Annotated in this window: 12 protein-coding genes; 6 read left to right on the top strand and 6 right to left on the bottom strand. The window is 49.7% G+C overall.

All coding sequences use genetic code 11. The features are described 5' to 3' along the window. Positions 1 to 126 precede the first annotated feature (126 nt). The gene (locus BCF53_RS09800; RefSeq protein ID WP_132701549.1) at positions 127 to 1,047 is read left to right on the top strand and encodes a manganese-dependent inorganic pyrophosphatase; all 921 of its coding nucleotides are present in this window, start codon (positions 127 to 129) and stop codon (positions 1,045 to 1,047) included. Between the two features lie 127 nt (positions 1,048 to 1,174). Then, positions 1,175 to 1,843 (top strand): DUF3047 domain-containing protein, encoded by a 669-nt coding sequence (locus BCF53_RS09795; protein ID WP_132701548.1) that lies wholly within the window; start codon positions 1,175 to 1,177, stop codon positions 1,841 to 1,843. A 7-nt stretch (positions 1,844 to 1,850) separates the two neighbouring features. On the opposite strand, the gene BCF53_RS09790 is transcribed toward BCF53_RS09795, so the two are convergent. Then, positions 1,851 to 2,738 carry a LysR family transcriptional regulator gene (locus BCF53_RS09790; RefSeq protein WP_243645808.1) on the bottom strand — a complete coding sequence of 296 codons (888 nt, stop codon included), beginning with the start codon at positions 2,736 to 2,738 and terminating at the stop codon, positions 1,851 to 1,853. Positions 2,739 to 2,819: 81 nt separating this feature from the next. Between BCF53_RS09790 and BCF53_RS09785 the strand changes: the two genes are divergently transcribed. Then, entirely contained in the window at positions 2,820 to 3,545 is a 726-nt protein-coding gene (locus BCF53_RS09785) for an SDR family oxidoreductase (protein ID WP_132701547.1), read from the top strand. 39 nt (positions 3,546 to 3,584) lie between these two features. Here BCF53_RS09785 and BCF53_RS09780 read toward each other — a convergent pair whose 3' ends face one another. The 5 genes from BCF53_RS09780 to BCF53_RS09760 form a co-directional block, all read right to left on the bottom strand. Continuing rightward, positions 3,585 to 4,916 (bottom strand): MATE family efflux transporter, encoded by a 1,332-nt coding sequence (locus tag BCF53_RS09780; protein ID WP_132701546.1) that lies wholly within the window; start codon positions 4,914 to 4,916, stop codon positions 3,585 to 3,587. Between the two features lie 97 nt (positions 4,917 to 5,013). After that, positions 5,014 to 6,570: a type 2 periplasmic-binding domain-containing protein gene (locus BCF53_RS09775; protein WP_132701545.1), complete on the bottom strand. Its 1,557-nt coding sequence runs from the start codon at positions 6,568 to 6,570 to the stop codon at positions 5,014 to 5,016. Between the two features lie 58 nt (positions 6,571 to 6,628). After that, entirely contained in the window at positions 6,629 to 7,516 is an 888-nt protein-coding gene (locus tag BCF53_RS09770) for a carbohydrate ABC transporter permease (RefSeq protein WP_207902697.1), read from the bottom strand. 10 nt (positions 7,517 to 7,526) lie between these two features. Next, the gene (locus BCF53_RS09765) at positions 7,527 to 8,519 is read right to left on the bottom strand and encodes an ABC transporter permease (RefSeq protein WP_207902696.1); all 993 of its coding nucleotides are present in this window, start codon (positions 8,517 to 8,519) and stop codon (positions 7,527 to 7,529) included. Positions 8,520 to 8,522: 3 nt separating this feature from the next. Continuing rightward, positions 8,523 to 9,644, bottom strand: a complete 1,122-nt coding sequence (locus tag BCF53_RS09760) for an ABC transporter ATP-binding protein (protein ID WP_132701544.1) — start codon at positions 9,642 to 9,644, stop codon at positions 8,523 to 8,525. A 494-nt stretch (positions 9,645 to 10,138) separates the two neighbouring features. Here BCF53_RS09760 and BCF53_RS09755 point away from each other — a divergent pair, with 494 nt between their 5' ends. Genes BCF53_RS09755 through kdgK form a run of 3 tightly spaced genes read left to right on the top strand, consistent with a single transcriptional unit; the run spans position 10,139 to position 15,467 of the window. Continuing rightward, on the top strand, positions 10,139 to 12,304 hold the full coding sequence (locus BCF53_RS09755; protein ID WP_132701543.1) for a heparinase II/III domain-containing protein: 2,166 nt from the start codon (positions 10,139 to 10,141) through the stop codon (positions 12,302 to 12,304). 6 nt (positions 12,305 to 12,310) lie between these two features. After that, the gene (locus BCF53_RS09750; protein WP_207902695.1) at positions 12,311 to 14,479 is read left to right on the top strand and encodes a heparinase II/III domain-containing protein; all 2,169 of its coding nucleotides are present in this window, start codon (positions 12,311 to 12,313) and stop codon (positions 14,477 to 14,479) included. 13 nt (positions 14,480 to 14,492) lie between these two features. Then, positions 14,493 to 15,467, top strand: a complete 975-nt coding sequence (gene kdgK, locus BCF53_RS09745; RefSeq protein ID WP_132701542.1) for a 2-dehydro-3-deoxygluconokinase — start codon at positions 14,493 to 14,495, stop codon at positions 15,465 to 15,467. The last annotated feature ends 222 nt before the right edge of the window (positions 15,468 to 15,689 follow it).

Raw genomic sequence — 15,689 nt, 5'->3', positions numbered from 1 at the left:
TGCTGCCGAATGCTAAAGGCTGGCTGCGCCTGTGTCTATGGCTGATTTGTTATGTTTCGGTGTGCGTTTAATGGCAGCCAAAAGCACGGTAGAATGGCGCCGCTAAAAATTATGGAGACTACAAATATGCCTTTTTACGCGGTTGGCCACAAAACGCCGGATACCGATTCCATTGTTTCTGCCATTGCCCTGGCAGAGCTGAAAAAGCAGCTGGGCGAAGACGTTGTTCCTGTGCGTCAGGGCGAGATCACCCCGGAAACCCAGTTCGTGCTGGATCGCTTCAACATGCCAACGCCAGAACTGAAGACCAGTGTCGCCGGCGAAAGCGTTTATATCGTTGATTATTCCGACCGCGCGCAGGCACCGGATGACCTGGCGGAAGCGACCGTTCTGGGCATTGTCGACCATCACAAGCTGGGCGACATTACCACGTCTGCGCCGCTGGAGTGCTGGATCCGCCCGGTAGGCTGCAGCAACACCATCATCAAGGAAATGTACGACTACCACGGCGTGAGCATTGCTAAAGATGTGGCTGGCATCATGCTGTGTGCCATTCTGAGCGATACAGTCATCTTCAAATCACCGACCTGCACGGACATCGACAAAAAGGTTGTTGAAGAGCTGGCACAAATCGCCGGCGTTGACGACTACAAAGCCCTGGCCATTGAGATGTTCAAGGTGAAATCGGCCGTTGAAGGCACACCGGCGCGTGACCTGGTACTGCGTGACTTCAAAGATTTTTCCATGGCGGGCAACAAGGTCGGTGTTGGCCAGTTGGAAGCGATTGATAACTCCGTTTTTGAAGCCATCAAAGCTGAGTTGGAAGCCGAATTGGTTACGCTGAAAGCCGAAGGTGAGCGTCACACCATTATGCTGGTGTTGACCGACATCATGAAGGAAGGCTCAGAAGTGATCGTTGTTTCTGATGACGATACGCTGGCTAAGCGCGCCTTCGGTGCCGACTTTAACGATGGCAAAGCCTGGCTCGACGGTGTACTGAGCCGCAAGAAGCAGATCATTCCGCCGCTGGAAAAAGCCTTTAGCTAATCCGGCCTGCAGCCTGCCGTTATCGTCGGCAGGCTCACTTCCCTTTACGCAGTCATGCGCTACCAGCGCGGAACTTTCTGTCAGACTCCAGACTCTTAAATGCAGATTTGTATTTTCCGGAGTCACTATGAAGCGATTCACGCTTTTCCTTACCGCAACCACCCTGACCTGCAGCCTGACGTTTGCGGCTGAGAACCTCACCGATTTTGCCAATGCCAACCCGGCTGACTGGAAAACCAAAGCCTTTGTGGGCGAAACGCAATACAGCCTTACTGAGCAGGATGGAACAACTCTGCTGAAGGCCGAGGCCGAGTCCAGTGCATCAGGCATCATCTTTGAAGAAAAAATCGACCTGCAAAAAACACCCTACATCAACTGGCAGTGGCTGATTGAAAGCAAGCTTGCTGATATTGATGAGCAGAGCAAAGAAGGCGACGACTATGTTGCCCGGGTTTATGTGGTTCTGGACGGTGGACTGGTGTTCTGGAATACCAAGGCGCTGACGTACGTCTGGTCGAGCACACAGCAACAAGGAACCGAATGGGATAACGCCTACACCGGCGATGCTGTGCGTATGGTCGCATTGCGCGGCTCCGAAGCAGAAACCGGTCAATGGTACAACGAAAAACGGAATGTCTATGAAGACCTGATCGCCCAGTTCGGTGATCGCGGCAGCGACAAAGCCAACCTGAAAAAATATCGTTATATTGATGCCACTGTCATCATGACCGATACCGATAACAGCGGTGGCTCGGCGACTGCCTACTACGGCGACATCGTCTTCACTGAAAATTAGCCCCCTTTTAGACGGTGGAGAGTGCCTGCGCGATAAAGTCGAAAATCTTGCGAACGCGCAGGCTGGTTCTTAATTCCTGATGGCACACCAGCCACAGCGGCACCTCCATGATTGGCCCGTCTTGCGGATTCACACGAACGAACTCCTCGTCGACGCCCGCCAGGCTTTCAGGGAAAAACATCAGCCCCAGGCCCAGCCGGCAAAGCTGCACCTGCATGGGTTGATAGGCGGTAATCAATTGAAAATTCTGCTTAGCCAGCGGCCAGTTCTTTGCAGACAGCAGCTCAGTAATCGCATTGCTGTGATCAAAGGCGAATATCTGTATTGCTTTGTCATCACTCAACTGGTCAACGTAGGATTTATGGCCATACAACCAGATTTTTTCGGTACACAGCTTTTTCGCGATCAGCTCCGGCTGCGTCGGTCTGAAATTACGGATTGCTATATCCGCCTCACGCCGGGTTAAATTACTGGTCTGGTTGGTAACGACGATTTCCAGCTGAATACCCGGCTGCTCGCGGCGCAGCTGCGCAATAATTTCCGGAATCCGGTATTCGGCATCCAACTGGCCAACCGAGAGTGTGACCAACCCCTCCAGTTTGTGTGATTGCCCAGCCGCAGAAAGCGAAAACCTTTCTGCCGACTCCGCCATCGTGCGGGCATGCTGCAGCAGCTCCAAACCACTCTCTGTCAGCACCAGCTTCTGGCCGCCACGCTCAAACAGCGTCACACCCAGCTCAGCTTCTAACGCGGCTACCTGCCGGCTGAGAGTCGGCTGTGTCATCCCCAGTACCTTTGCGGCGGCAGAAAGCGAGCCCTCTTCCGCAGTGACCAGGAAGGCGCGCGTCCGGTTCCAGTCAAAGTTGATTGAACCCCTTGCCATACGTTTTTGCATACCTTTGATGCCTTTTTAACCAATATACGCAACAGATAGGCATACGTATAGTTGGCCCATCGGCTTACAGGAGGCATAGACATGACAACTCTGGTACTTGGTGCAACTGGAGCGACCGGCTCTCAGGTGGTTAAACAACTGCTGCTCAAACAGCAAAAGGTTCGAATGATCGCCCGGCAGGGCAGTGATCTACCTGATGACATCACTCAAAACCCTGACGTGGATGTTATCTTGGCTAATGTTTCTGAGGTCAGTGAAGAGCAGATGGTAGTGCTTCTGGAGGGCTGTAACTCTGTAGTTTGTTGCTTGGGGCATAACCTGAGCTTCAGGGGGATATATGGCAAACCGAGAAGACTGGTAACGGATGCAATAAAAACGATCCATCACGCCGTAAGAATCATTCAACCTTCAACGCCGATGAAGTTGATTCTAATGAACAGCAGCGGTGTTCGTAACAAGGGCTTGAACGAGCGTGTCAGTATGGCCAATGCTCTGGTTATTTTTCTGCTGCGTTATTTGTTGCCACCACACGCTGATAATGAACAGGCATCTGCCTATCTTGAACAAAGCGTAGGCACGGGCGACACTTACCTGCAATGGCTGGCGGTGCGGCCAGACGCTCTGGTTGATGAAAACCAGGTCAGCCACTATGTGCTGGAGCCCTCCCCCATCCGCGATGCGATTTTCAATGCCGGCAAGGTCAGCCGAATCAGCGTTGCCCATCTGATGGCAGCTCTCGTGACTGATGACCGCCTTTGGGCACAATGGAAGTTCCGGTTTCCGGTGGTTTATGGGCAGGATGAATAAAGCCCACTACCTGATGGGCAATAACCGGTCTGAGTATGCTCAGGCCGGAAGATAGGTACTCAGTTGTTCATTTTGTAACTTACGAAACGCCAGAACTTTCAGGCACTCCTCCAGAATGGTGATACCGAAGACGATATAAACCGGCAAACCAAAGAAGATAGCCGCCGCGCAAAGCGGTAAGGCAATGGCCCATTGGGTGATGACATGAACCCGCAGCACCTTAAACGCCAGCCCCATGGCACGCAGCGTATTACCACACAGGGTGTTGTAGGTTCGCACCAGTGGCATGGCAATATAGACCGGCGCAATCAATACCAAAGCATGCAGGGTTTCCGGTTCCATACCCGGATAGATTTTTGGAATAACGAAACTAAACAGGAAGAAGCCAACGGCAAGTATCACAGCAATGATCTGTGCAAGATTAGTCACCTGACGCACAAACTCGGGAATATCAGCGTAATTTTTTTGCCCCAGGTACTGGCTGACGGTAATTGCCGAGGCGTGCGCCCAAGAGGTAATTATCTGCGCACCAATACGCATCCACGGAAAGACCAGGGTAATGGCGGCATAGTCATATACGCTCAGCTGCGCAAACAGCATCTGGTACAGCGTCATGCCACCGGAAAGAATTACGAAGTTAGCACCGATGGGAGACACTTCCGCAAGGTGCCCTTTCAGGGTTTTACCGGTCAGGTTTTCAAGACCAAATTTAAAATTCAGGCTCTGCTCGTTACGGATTCTGATGACCAGGTAACAGAGCCGAATACCGACCGCTATCAGACTGCCCAGTGCGGCGCCCAACAAGCCCAGTGCCGGCACGCCAAACATACCGTGAATCAGCACCCAGCTGATGGCGGCGTTGCATGGAATCTCAATTAAAAAGCCATACATTGGAATACGGGTTTTGCGACTGGCATTGAAATAAACGATCAATACCTGAGTGACCGATGACACCACAACGGTATACATGGCCACCGAAATGTATTTTTCAGCATCCTGAGTCACGGCCAGACTATCGGACACCAGCTCCAGCAGCGAATGATTGGCAAGCAGCAACATGATAAAGGCCGATAGCGAGAAGCCCATATTCACGATAAAGCCCGCTATCAGATCGGTAGATATTTTGGCGGTCTCACCGGCGCCTGTTGCACGGGCGATAATCATCTGAGTGCCGTTACCGATGGAATTCTGAATACCAACAATCAGAGCGACCAACGCTGAGGCGATCCCCAGGGCAGCAATAGGTATTTCCCCAAGGGGAGAAACAAGAAGTAAATCAACCAGAACCATGGACTGCATTAAAATTGCATTCAAAACCAATGGCCAAGCCAGAGACGCATTCTGCGTCAGATGTTCTTTTGAAATGATCATTTAATAAGATAAAAACCAGAAAAAGACGCTCAATGTGCAAAGGGGTAGCACATTGGCGTCTCTTGTATGTTAGCTGTTAAAAATCGCTAACTGATAATTAAGAGCCGTACTGACGGTCGTATGCAGATTGCATTACGTCCAGAACTTTACTCAGACCCATTTTGTTCAGAGTCTTCATGTAGTCGTCCCAGTCAGCTTCTACATCACCGGTACCCAGGATCCATGCTTGTTGACGCTCCAGCATGTAGGTACGCAGCTGAGCAGCGTAACGGTCATATACTTTTTGCTCTTTCTCGTTGAAAGCTACACCCAGGAATTGATCCACCAGGTAGTCGCCGCTCTCGTACAGATCGATACCTTCAAGTGCGTACTTGTTAGACCACTGAATTTCATAGTTGTAATCCATCCAGTAACCACGAGCCTGCAATTGAGCACCAATCAGGTACAACTGAGAGTTCACGTTACCGCTGGCCAGGAATTCTTCAGTGAATTGTGGCTTGCCGTCAACCATTGTGTACTGCTCACCTTCGATACCGAAGTTAGACAGACGACGACCTTCTTCACCGAACCAGAAGTCCATGTACTTGATGGTTTCAACAGGGTGTTTGTTAGTGCCACCCATTGCCCAGCCATCTGGCTTAACAGGAATACGACGGTGCTCTTCCATCTGTACGCCAGATACTGACGCTGGTGGAACCATGGCTTTGAACGCGAAGCCTGGTACTTTTTCTGCCAGAGAATCGTTATAGCCGGCAGTAGAAGCAAACCAGTCGTGCGTTGCACCACCTAAGTTTTCAGACAGCAGGTATTCACGGGAGCTGGAGCCACGGGTAAAGATTTCCGCGTCAATCAGACCTTCTTTATACCAGCGAGCCAGGTTCTTCATACCTTCACGGTAGCCAACTTCCGCGTATGGGTGTTTGATCTGACCGTTATCGACATAGTAGTCGTGGTATGTATCAGAACCAGAGGAACGACCATCCCACAGAGTAACCAGACGAATCAGCTCTTCCCACTGACGGGCAAAGTAAGGAACTTCGTCCGCAATGCCGTTGCCGTTAGGATCCTGAGTTTTGAATGCACGCAGAACGTTTTCGTACTCTTCTACGGTATCCGGCACTTCCAGGCCTAACTTGTCCAGCCAGTCGTAACGGATGAAGAAAGCACGACCATACTTGCCGTCTGGCGCATATGGCAGGTAGTAGATGTGGCCGTCAGCCGCTTTCAGAGACGATTTAATAGCCGGGTTTTGTTCAAAGAAAGCCTGCAGGTTCGGTGCATGCTTCTCAATCAACTCTTCCAGAGGCTGGAAAGCGCCTTGAGGGCCGTATTGGTTCGCAACGTCTTTGATACGTCCTGAACCCACGATGTCAGGCAGTTTGCCGGAAGCCAGCAGCAAGTTCATGGCTTCTTCACTGTTGGTTGTGTTACTGCCGATTGTTGCGTTTTTCAAGCAAACGTTCGTCCACTCACATGCAGCCTTCTCTACCGGCCAGTTTTCATCGTAGCTGGTGTAACGTTTGTGGTGCATATGAATTGTCAGCTCAAGCGGCTTATCTGTAATCTTCAGATCGTCAGCGGCAAGTACTGCAGGAGCAGTCGTTGCCAGGACCGAAGTGGCAACAGCCAGAGCAGTCAGTTTCAGTTTATGCATTCTTATAACCTCCTCAGGTTTTTTTTGTTTTCGTGCACTTTCACTTTCTTTGTTTTTATTATTCCTTCACCCCACCGAGCAGAATACCTTTATTGAAGTATTTCTGAACCCAAGGGTAAACCAACAGTACAGGGATAATCGAGCAAACGATAATCGCTGCGGTTACTGTTTCGACGGAATAGGCTGCTGATAACAGGGTGGCCGCAAACTCTTCATCGTCAGACAATTCTGCAATGGTGTGTCGCAGGTATACCTGCAGCGGGATTTTGCTGTCATCAGTTAACAGGATCATTGCCCAGAAGAATCCGTTCCAGCGAGCAACAATACAGAACAGCGTAATTGTTGCGATAGCAGGCTTGGACAGCGGTACAAATACTTTCCATAAAATCTGGAATTCGTTAGCACCGTCCATACGGGCCGCTTCGGCAAAAGAACTTGGAATACTTTCGAAAAAGTTTCTCAGCAGAATGATGTTAAAGGCGTTTACCGCAAAGCCAATGATAATACCGAAGTAGCTATCCAACAGGCCTAAGTCACGCATGTTCAACCAGAACGGGATCATACCGGCGTGGAACCACATGGTGAACGCAACCATCAGGTTCCAGAAACGACGACCCACCAACTGAGGACGAGACAGCGCGTAAGCACCTGGGATTACGATCAACAGGCTCATCAGCGTACCAGCAATGGTATAGAACATGGTGTTCATATAGCTGTGCCAGAATTCAGGCGCAGTCAGTACCCGTTCGTAAGCGGCTATCGTTGCGTCAACCGGTGTCAGCACTACCGTACCTGCGGTAGCTGCAAAGCCCGAGCTGAAAGAGAGCGCTGCTACGTAGATGAATGGGTACAGTGCTGCGATCGTAAACAAACCGATCAGCACCATATTCACCATCACAAACGTTTTATCGCCACGAGAATAAAGATTCATATTCATTTTAGACATGGTCAAACTCCTACCAAAGCGATGTGCGCGAGAAACGCTTAGAAATCGTGTTCGCGGTCATCACCAGAGTGAAGGCGACTACAGCGTTAAACAAACCTGCAGCGGCGGCTAAGTCGTACTGACCACCCTGAATACCCTGACGATAGATGAAGGTGTTCACAACATCCGCCGTTTCATAGGTTGCAGGCTGATACAGCAGGATGATCATTTCAAAGCTCACTTCCATGATGTTACCGATACGGATAATCAACATGATGATGATCGTTGGAAGAATCGATGGAAGGGTAATCTTCCACATCATCTGCCAGCGTGAAGCGCCATCGACAACCGCACTTTCATACAATGAAGGGTTCACACCTGCGATAGATGCCAGGAATACAATCGACTGGAAACCCGCTTCCTGCCAAATACCGGTACCAATAAAGATTGGACGGAACCACTCAGGCTTGGTGAGGAAGTAAACAGGATCGATACCGATCCAGCTCAGGAAGGTATTCACAACACCTGCGCTTGGTGAGAACGCTGTAATAATGATACCGGCGATAATTACTGAAGAAATGAAGTGCGGCAGATACACAATGGTCTGTGCCGTTTTCTTAAAGGTTTCTTTAAGAATTTCATTAAACATCAGGGCCAGAATAATCGGCGCAGGGAAACCAAACAGCAAGCTCCACGCACTGATCTGAATGGTGTTTCTCACTGCCCGCAGGAATTGATCACTGCCAAACAACGTCTGGAAGTGTTCTAAACCGACCCAGTCAGAACCAGTAATCCCCAGGAATACCGAATAGTCTTTAAATGCAATCTGCAAGCCATACATTGGCTTATACAGGAAAATCAGGAACCAGATGATTGCCGGTGCCAGCAGTACATAGATCTGCCAATCCTGACGAACACGGTACATCAGCAGTTGCATACGTTCAGAGAACGTTGGCTTACCGCTAACCTGCACATTAGGCATTGTATTCTCTGTCGGCGAGCCGACATTTCCAATGTCAGCCATTAATTAGCCCTCCGCCTTAACAAAGCCGTATGCCATCTGAGTTTCGCCATCGAATACCTTGACGCGGCGCGTTGGTATATAAATGGTGTCGATTGAGCTCAGGTGATCGATATCGCCATGAGTCTCTGCTTTTACAACGAAAGGCGTGTCGCCAACATGTGTGTGCAGCAGAGCTTCAGAACCTAATGTTTCGATCAGATCCAGCTCAACTTTAATTGGGCTGCTGTCTTCAGTTGGCTCAATGAATACGTGCTCCGGACGAACACCAACAACAACTTTACGGCCATCTGCGCCCTGCAGCTCTTCCAGCTCAGGCAGTGCAATTTTTTGACCGCCAAACATAGCAAAAGAACCTTCTGCATTTGACTCAACAACGGCGTCCAGCTGGTTCATCGGAGGAGAACCCATGAAGCTTGCAACAAAGGTATTTACCGGGTTGTTGAACAATTCCATTGGCGTACCAACCTGCTCGATGCGGCCGTCTGCCATTACAACGATGCGGTCTGCCAGAGTCATTGCTTCAACCTGATCGTGCGTTACATATACGCTGGTTACGCCCAGACGCTTGTGCAGACGCTTAATTTCAGCACGCATTTGCGTACGCAATTTCGCATCCAGGTTAGAAAGAGGCTCATCGAACAAAAAGACTTTAGGGTGACGAACAATTGCACGACCCATCGCAACACGTTGACGCTGACCACCTGAAAGGTCTGCCGGACGGCGTTCCAGGTATGGAGTCAGACCCAGGATTTCAGCAACTTCGGTAACCAGACGATTGATTTCGTCTTTCGGCACTTTACGGATGTTCAGACCAAAAGCGATGTTACCGGCAACGTTCAGGTGCGGGTACAGAGCATAGTTCTGGAACACCATTGCAACATCACGGTCTTTTGGCGCAACTAAGTTTACCTTGCGATCTTCAATGTACAGCTCACCGTCGGAAATTTCTTCCAGACCGGCGATCATGCGTAACGTTGTAGATTTACCGCAACCTGAAGGACCAACAAGAACAACAAATTCTTTGTCAGCAATTTCAAGATCAATACCTCTTACAACTTCGACATCGCCATAGCGCTTAACAATGCTTTTTAGAGCTACATTGGGTTGTTGGACGGAATTATTCATAGCAACCTATCTTGTTCTTAATGTAAGGAGTTTCAAAGCCGATGCCGAAGACATTCGACTTAACCTGGTTTTTGTTTTAATTGTACGGAGTGCGCATACACACACTCATTACCACTAAAGCGTTTGTGCAAACAATTAAGAGTCGTTCGATATCTGTGGTTAGTAATCTTTTCAGCATAATCCCGATTACAGGACTACACTGCGGACTCTTAAAGCTTGTTTAGCATCTTTTAGTTTTGCACCGAGTGAGAGAGTCAGACACCCGAGCAAATCTGTTTTTATTTGTCTTACAATATACAACTGCAGTTTCGATTGGTACAGCATTTTTTTCCGCAATTTAACCAAGCCGGCGTTAAAGCCCTGTTTTGCCTAGTAATTTATTTATTGCAGACCGAATAAAACCTTGACTTTCGTCAGCAAAAGCAATTAGCCGTGGCTTTTTTTTGTCCTTTTGTATTATTATATACAACTATAACTACAACAACGGTTTAGATATGACCCTTACTGAAAAAACAACCTTTGCAACCTTTAATCAAGCTTCCATTAACGAGATTGTAGATTACTCAAACTCCTTAAATGGCAGCGGAATCTTTGCTCATAGCCTGCAACTGTTAAAAGCAGAAACAGATACGTTGCTTAAAACCCCGCTGGATGTTCCTGGTCAGGGGGAAGCCGGTAGTTATGAACACAACAAGCATAAGTCGAATTACGAACTTATGGATGCCTGCGCCAAACTGTATCTGTTTAACGGCAGCTCTGAATACCGCGATACCATACGGTCATTGTTACTGACGTATGCTGAACGCTATCTGAACATGCCATTTCATGAGCAGAAGAACACCAACCCGCCCGGACGCCTGTTTCACCAAATTCTGAACGAACAGATGTGGCTCTGTTATGCCGCCATGTCTTACAGCGCCATTAAGTCGACACTGTCAGCTGAAGATATCGATGCGATCGAGAACAGACTGTTCAAGCCGATGATCGAGATGTTCACCGTGCTGTACGGTCATGACTTTGATCGGATTCATAACCATGGTATCTGGGCTGTTGCCGCTGTGGGTATCTGCGCGATCACCGTTGGCGATACTGAATCTGTGCGTAAATCTATATTCGGTATGGCCGGCGACGGTGAAAAAGGCGGCTTCCTGGCACAGCTGGCTAAGCTGTTCTCTGCATCTGGCTACTATATTGAAGGGCCTTATTACCACCGGTTTGCCATTCGTCCGGTTTGCTTCTTTGCAGAAGCCATTCACGAACACTACCCGGAATACGACATTTACAACTACAAAGACCAGGTTATTGGCAAAACCATCAAGGCACTTATTTATACATCCAACCCGGATGGTACCTTCCCTGCCCTGAACGATGCTTCACGCACCATGAATATTGATGACGAAGGTGCCAAAGCGGCTATCTCCATCTACTTCGCGCGTTACGGCAAGGAAGAAAGCTTTGCGGCCACCGCTAAAAAGCAAGGCACGGTATGGCTGACGCCCTGCAGCCTGGAACTCTGCAAAGCTGTCGATGCCTTTGAAGGCAAGGCCGAAGTGCGCTGGCCGAGCGTCGAATTGTTTGAAGGTGACCACGGTGAACGCGGTGCTCAGGGCTTCCTGCGCTCAGCCAATCCGGATAAACCGGTCTCTCAGGCAATTATGGCTTATGGCCAGCATGGTATGGGTCATGGACACTTTGATGCATTGAGCATCACCCTGTTCGGTGACGGCCACGAATACCTGCGCGAATACGGTTACGGCCGCTGGGTAAATGTTGAAACCAAGTTTGGCGGTCGCTACCTGGATGAGAACAAAACCTGGGCACGTCAGACCATCGCTCACAACCTGGTGACGGTTGACGAACAATGCCAGAACCACTTCGACCACAAACTGGCCGATACCCGCTTTGGCAAGCCGCACTTCTTCCTGAAAGACGGCAATGTTCAGGCAATGAGCGCCTTCGCCAATGAACACTATGACGAAGTTGAAATGCAGCGCTCAGTCTTCATGCTGGAACTGGAAGATTTTGATCAGCCGCTGATTGTCGATCTGTTCAAGATCGATGGCGATAAAGAGCATCAGTACGATTACGCCGTACATTATAAAGGCCAGGTTACCAACACCAATTTTGAGTATCAGAGCAAGGTGTACGAACGCCATGTTCTCGGTAAAGCCAATGGCTATCAACACCTGTTTGAAAAAGCCCGGGGTAAAACAGAAGACAACGCTATCGTTACCTGGTTGCAGGATCAACGCTTCCACAGCTGGATCACCAGCGGTAAAGACGGCCAGATTATCTTTGCCCAGACCGGTGCCAATGACCCGTCGATGAACCTGCGTTCAGAAGATTGCTTCATTCTGCGCCAGTTCGGCAGTGATCACCTGTTTGCCTCAGTGTTTGAAACGCACGGTTTCTTTGATGAAGGTTCCGAGCGATGCAATGGAGCTTACGGCCAGGTGAAGTCCATCGCTGTTCTGTCACATAGCGATGATGCTTCCGTGGTTGAGATCAAATACACCGCTCAGGGTGTGAATAAGAAGGTGGTTGTTTGTGTTTCCAACGACGCCGGTAAAGATGAAAACTCCAGTCATGAAGTAAAAGTAGCTGAGACCACCTACCAGTGGACCGGTTATATGACCACCATCCTCACAACAGAAGGTTAATTGAACGTGAGCCAAGATTTCCTGTTGATGACGCCTGAAGAAGCCAAGCTGATTCAGACTCATTTAGAGACCGAAAATGCTGAAACCGACCTTTTAAGCAAGAGCATCAATAGAGCAATTGCTAAGACGGACGCCTACATCAGTAATCCAATCGAGATTCCAGGCCACGGAGAAGGCGGCGGTTATGAGCATAACCGCCACAAGCAGAACTATATTAATATGAATTCTGCCGGTAACTTATGGCTAATCACCCGAGATAAAAAATACCTGACGTTCATTACCGATATGCTCATGGGCTATGCCAAGGTTTACCCGGAGCTGGAACAAAACGTCAGTAAAGATACCAACCCGCCGGGTCGTATTTTCCACCAGACGCTGAATGAAAACATGTGGCTGATGTATGCCTCAATGGCATATGCCTGCATCAAATCTGAACTCACAAGCGAACAACGCGACTACATTGAGACGCGTCTGTTCCGTGAAATGGTAACGCTGTTTACGGAAACCTATGGCCATGATTTCGACATCATCCATAACCACGGGGTCTGGGCCGTTGCCGGCGTTGGCGTTTGTGGCCTGGCCATTGATGACATCGAGATTGCCAACAAGGCTATTTATGGCTTGAAAGGCGATGGTAAAACCGGCGGCTTCCTGGCTCAGCTGCGCGAGCTGTTCTCGCCAGATGGCTATTACATGGAAGGCCCCTACTATCACCGCTTCGCAATCCGACCTATCCTGATTTTAGCAGAAGCCATTAACCGTAAGCTGCCAGAGTTGGACATCTTCAACTTCGAAGGCGGTGTTATCCAACGCACTGCTGAAGCTCTGATGAAGACGGTATTCCCGGATGGCACCTTCCCGGCAATTAACGATTCCTCCAAAACCATCGGTATTGATGATGAAGGATTAATCATTGCCGCGAGCCTTTGCTTCAAGCACTACGGCGCAAGTGACAACCTTATTGCCATGGCGCAAATCCAGAACGAAACCTGGATTGGTGAAAGCTCTATTGCGCTGAGCAAAGCAGCTTCAAACCGCGATTCGCTGCCGCTTAACTGGGGCAGCATGGTGATTACCGACGGTCCGGATGGCGACCGCGGTGGCGTCAGTATTCTTCGTCATACCGATGAGCAGCAAGACGTTCACATGGCACTGATGTGGTATGGCCAGCATGGCAGCGATTCGGAATTCCATTCGGCATTGGATCACGGCCACTTCGACGGCTTGCACGTCAGCTGGTTCAACCGCGGCCAGGAAGTTCTGAAAGATTACGGCTACGGCCGCTGGGTGAATGTTGAACCGAAATTTGGCGGTCGCTACATCCCGGAAAACAAAAGCTACTGTAAACAAACCGTTGCCCACAACACCGTCACGGTGGATGGTAAAACCCAAAACAACGCCGATACCAAAACGGCCGAGAAAAAATGGGGTGAGTTGCAGGCGTTTGATACCGACGCCAGCTTTGGTCAGGTAATGTCGGCTTCAGTTAAGGGCTATTACGACGGTGTCGATATGACCCGCACCGTATTTATGCTCAATCGTAAAGAAGGCACACCGCTGCTGGTCGATCTGTTTGATCTGGCCAGCGAAGAGGCGCATCAATATGACATGCCGGTACACTATGACGGCCAGGTGGTGCGTACCAACTTCGACTACAGCGCTCATGCCGAGCTGAAACCAATGGGTGACAGCGCCGGTTATCAACACCTGTGGAATCTGGCAGAATCTGATGATCTGGCAGAAAGCAGCTCGCTGCTGTTCAGCTGGCTCATGGGCAACAGCTACTACACCATGGTGACTGCGGCGTCAGAAAAGGCCAAGGTCCACTTCTGCCGAACCGGAGCTAATGACCACGACTTCAACCTGCGCAATGAACCAGCGCTGATTGTGCGTGATTATGGCAAAAACCACCTGTTCGCGACGGTCTATGAACAGCATGGTACCTTTGTAGAATCATTAGAAATTTCTGAAAATGCGCGCGGCACCGTCACTGAGGTGCGCGTTGTGCACAATTGCGAAAATGCAAGCATCGTCAAGATTACTGACAGTGCTAACGGTGACTATCTGGTTGCCTGCTGGAAAGGCAGCAACAAAGAAGAGACTCACCAAATCACAGTGGGCGAACAGCAGTTTAGCTGGACTGGCCCTGTTAACGTGACTGTAAGCGATAAATAAGGCAACCAGAATAATGAATGCATCGAGTAAGAAAAAAATTGCACTGATTGGCGAATGCATGATCCAGCTTCAGCTGGATGCAAACAAGCAGATCCAGAAAAGCTTTGCTGGCGATACGTTAAATACCGCTGTGTATTTGGCGCGTTTAGAGCATATCCATAACACTGAAGTTCACTATGTAACCGCTCTGGGTACCGATGACTTCAGTGAAGAGATGGTTCAGCAGTGGCAGGCCGAAGGAATTCACTGCGATGCGGTACGCCGCCTTGAGGGTGAGCTGCCGGGCATGTATTACATTAATGTCGATGAGCACGGTGAGCGCTCGTTCTTGTACTGGCGCAGTGAAGCCGCAGCGAAGAAGCTGCTGGCCGATTCCACACAGCCGGCTCTGACTTCATTAGCGGAGTACGATGTCATCTACCTTTCCGGCATCTCGCTGGCGATTCTGCCGGCAGAAGACCGTGCCAAGCTGGTCAAATTGCTCAGCGACGCCCGCGCACAGGGCAGCAAGGTATGCTTCGACAACAACTTCCGTCCGCGTCTGTGGCAGAGCAAGGCAGAAGCTCAGGAGTGGTACAAAAAAGTATTGTCGATCACCGATTCCGCAATTCTGACCTATGACGATGAACAGGATCTGTGGGGCGACACCTCTACCGAACAAACCAAGGCCCGCTGTAAAGAGTGCGGCATTAAAGAAATCGTCATCAAACGCGGCTCTGAGCCATGTTTGATCGAAAGCGATGCCTTTACCGGTGAAGTTGCAGCACAGAAGGTTGCCAAAGAGAAGGTTGTTGATACCACCGCAGCGGGCGATTCATTCAGCGCCGGCTTCCTGGCCGGAGCACTGACTGAAACGGCCAAGCCGAACCAGAGCGCTGCAATTGGTCACCTGGTGGCCGGTACGGTCATTCAGCACTTAGGTGGTGTTATTGACAAGCAACCTATTAAAGATTTGGAAAACGCTATTAATGAGGCCTTAAAAGCCTGATTAAGCAATGAAACCAGGCGCACTCAGGTGCGCCTGTTGGTTTGAGCTAGCTCAAACCAAAAACCGGTTACAAAAATAATCATTACCGGCAACAACTTCGCAAGGGGCGTGTACAGCACCTCGGGCTACAGCCTAATCAACGTTCCACTGTCGTTAGGTCAAATTACATAAGAAAAACAAATTCCGTAACAAGTTCGCCCCCTGTACAATTGGGTGTACAAA

Source organism: Reinekea marinisedimentorum, assembly GCF_004341165.1.
Classification (GTDB): Bacteria; Pseudomonadota; Gammaproteobacteria; order Pseudomonadales; family Natronospirillaceae; genus Reinekea; species Reinekea marinisedimentorum.
Note: the sequence above shows the minus strand (reverse complement) of the source record. Positions and strands in the feature narration are given on the sequence as shown.

Coding starts and splice junctions, on each gene's coding strand:
- BCF53_RS09800 (WP_132701549.1), top strand. CDS start 127: ATGCCTTTTTACGCGGTTGGCCACAAAACGCCGGATACCGATTCCATT.
- BCF53_RS09795 (WP_132701548.1), top strand. CDS start 1,175: ATGAAGCGATTCACGCTTTTCCTTACCGCAACCACCCTGACCTGCAGC.
- BCF53_RS09790 (WP_243645808.1), bottom strand. CDS start 2,738: ATGCAAAAACGTATGGCAAGGGGTTCAATCAACTTTGACTGGAACCGG.
- BCF53_RS09785 (WP_132701547.1), top strand. CDS start 2,820: ATGACAACTCTGGTACTTGGTGCAACTGGAGCGACCGGCTCTCAGGTG.
- BCF53_RS09780 (WP_132701546.1), bottom strand. CDS start 4,916: ATGATCATTTCAAAAGAACATCTGACGCAGAATGCGTCTCTGGCTTGG.
- BCF53_RS09775 (WP_132701545.1), bottom strand. CDS start 6,570: ATGCATAAACTGAAACTGACTGCTCTGGCTGTTGCCACTTCGGTCCTG.
- BCF53_RS09770 (WP_207902697.1), bottom strand. CDS start 7,516: ATGTCTAAAATGAATATGAATCTTTATTCTCGTGGCGATAAAACGTTT.
- BCF53_RS09765 (WP_207902696.1), bottom strand. CDS start 8,519: ATGGCTGACATTGGAAATGTCGGCTCGCCGACAGAGAATACAATGCCT.
- BCF53_RS09760 (WP_132701544.1), bottom strand. CDS start 9,644: ATGAATAATTCCGTCCAACAACCCAATGTAGCTCTAAAAAGCATTGTT.
- BCF53_RS09755 (WP_132701543.1), top strand. CDS start 10,139: ATGACCCTTACTGAAAAAACAACCTTTGCAACCTTTAATCAAGCTTCC.
- kdgK (WP_132701542.1), top strand. CDS start 14,493: ATGAATGCATCGAGTAAGAAAAAAATTGCACTGATTGGCGAATGCATG.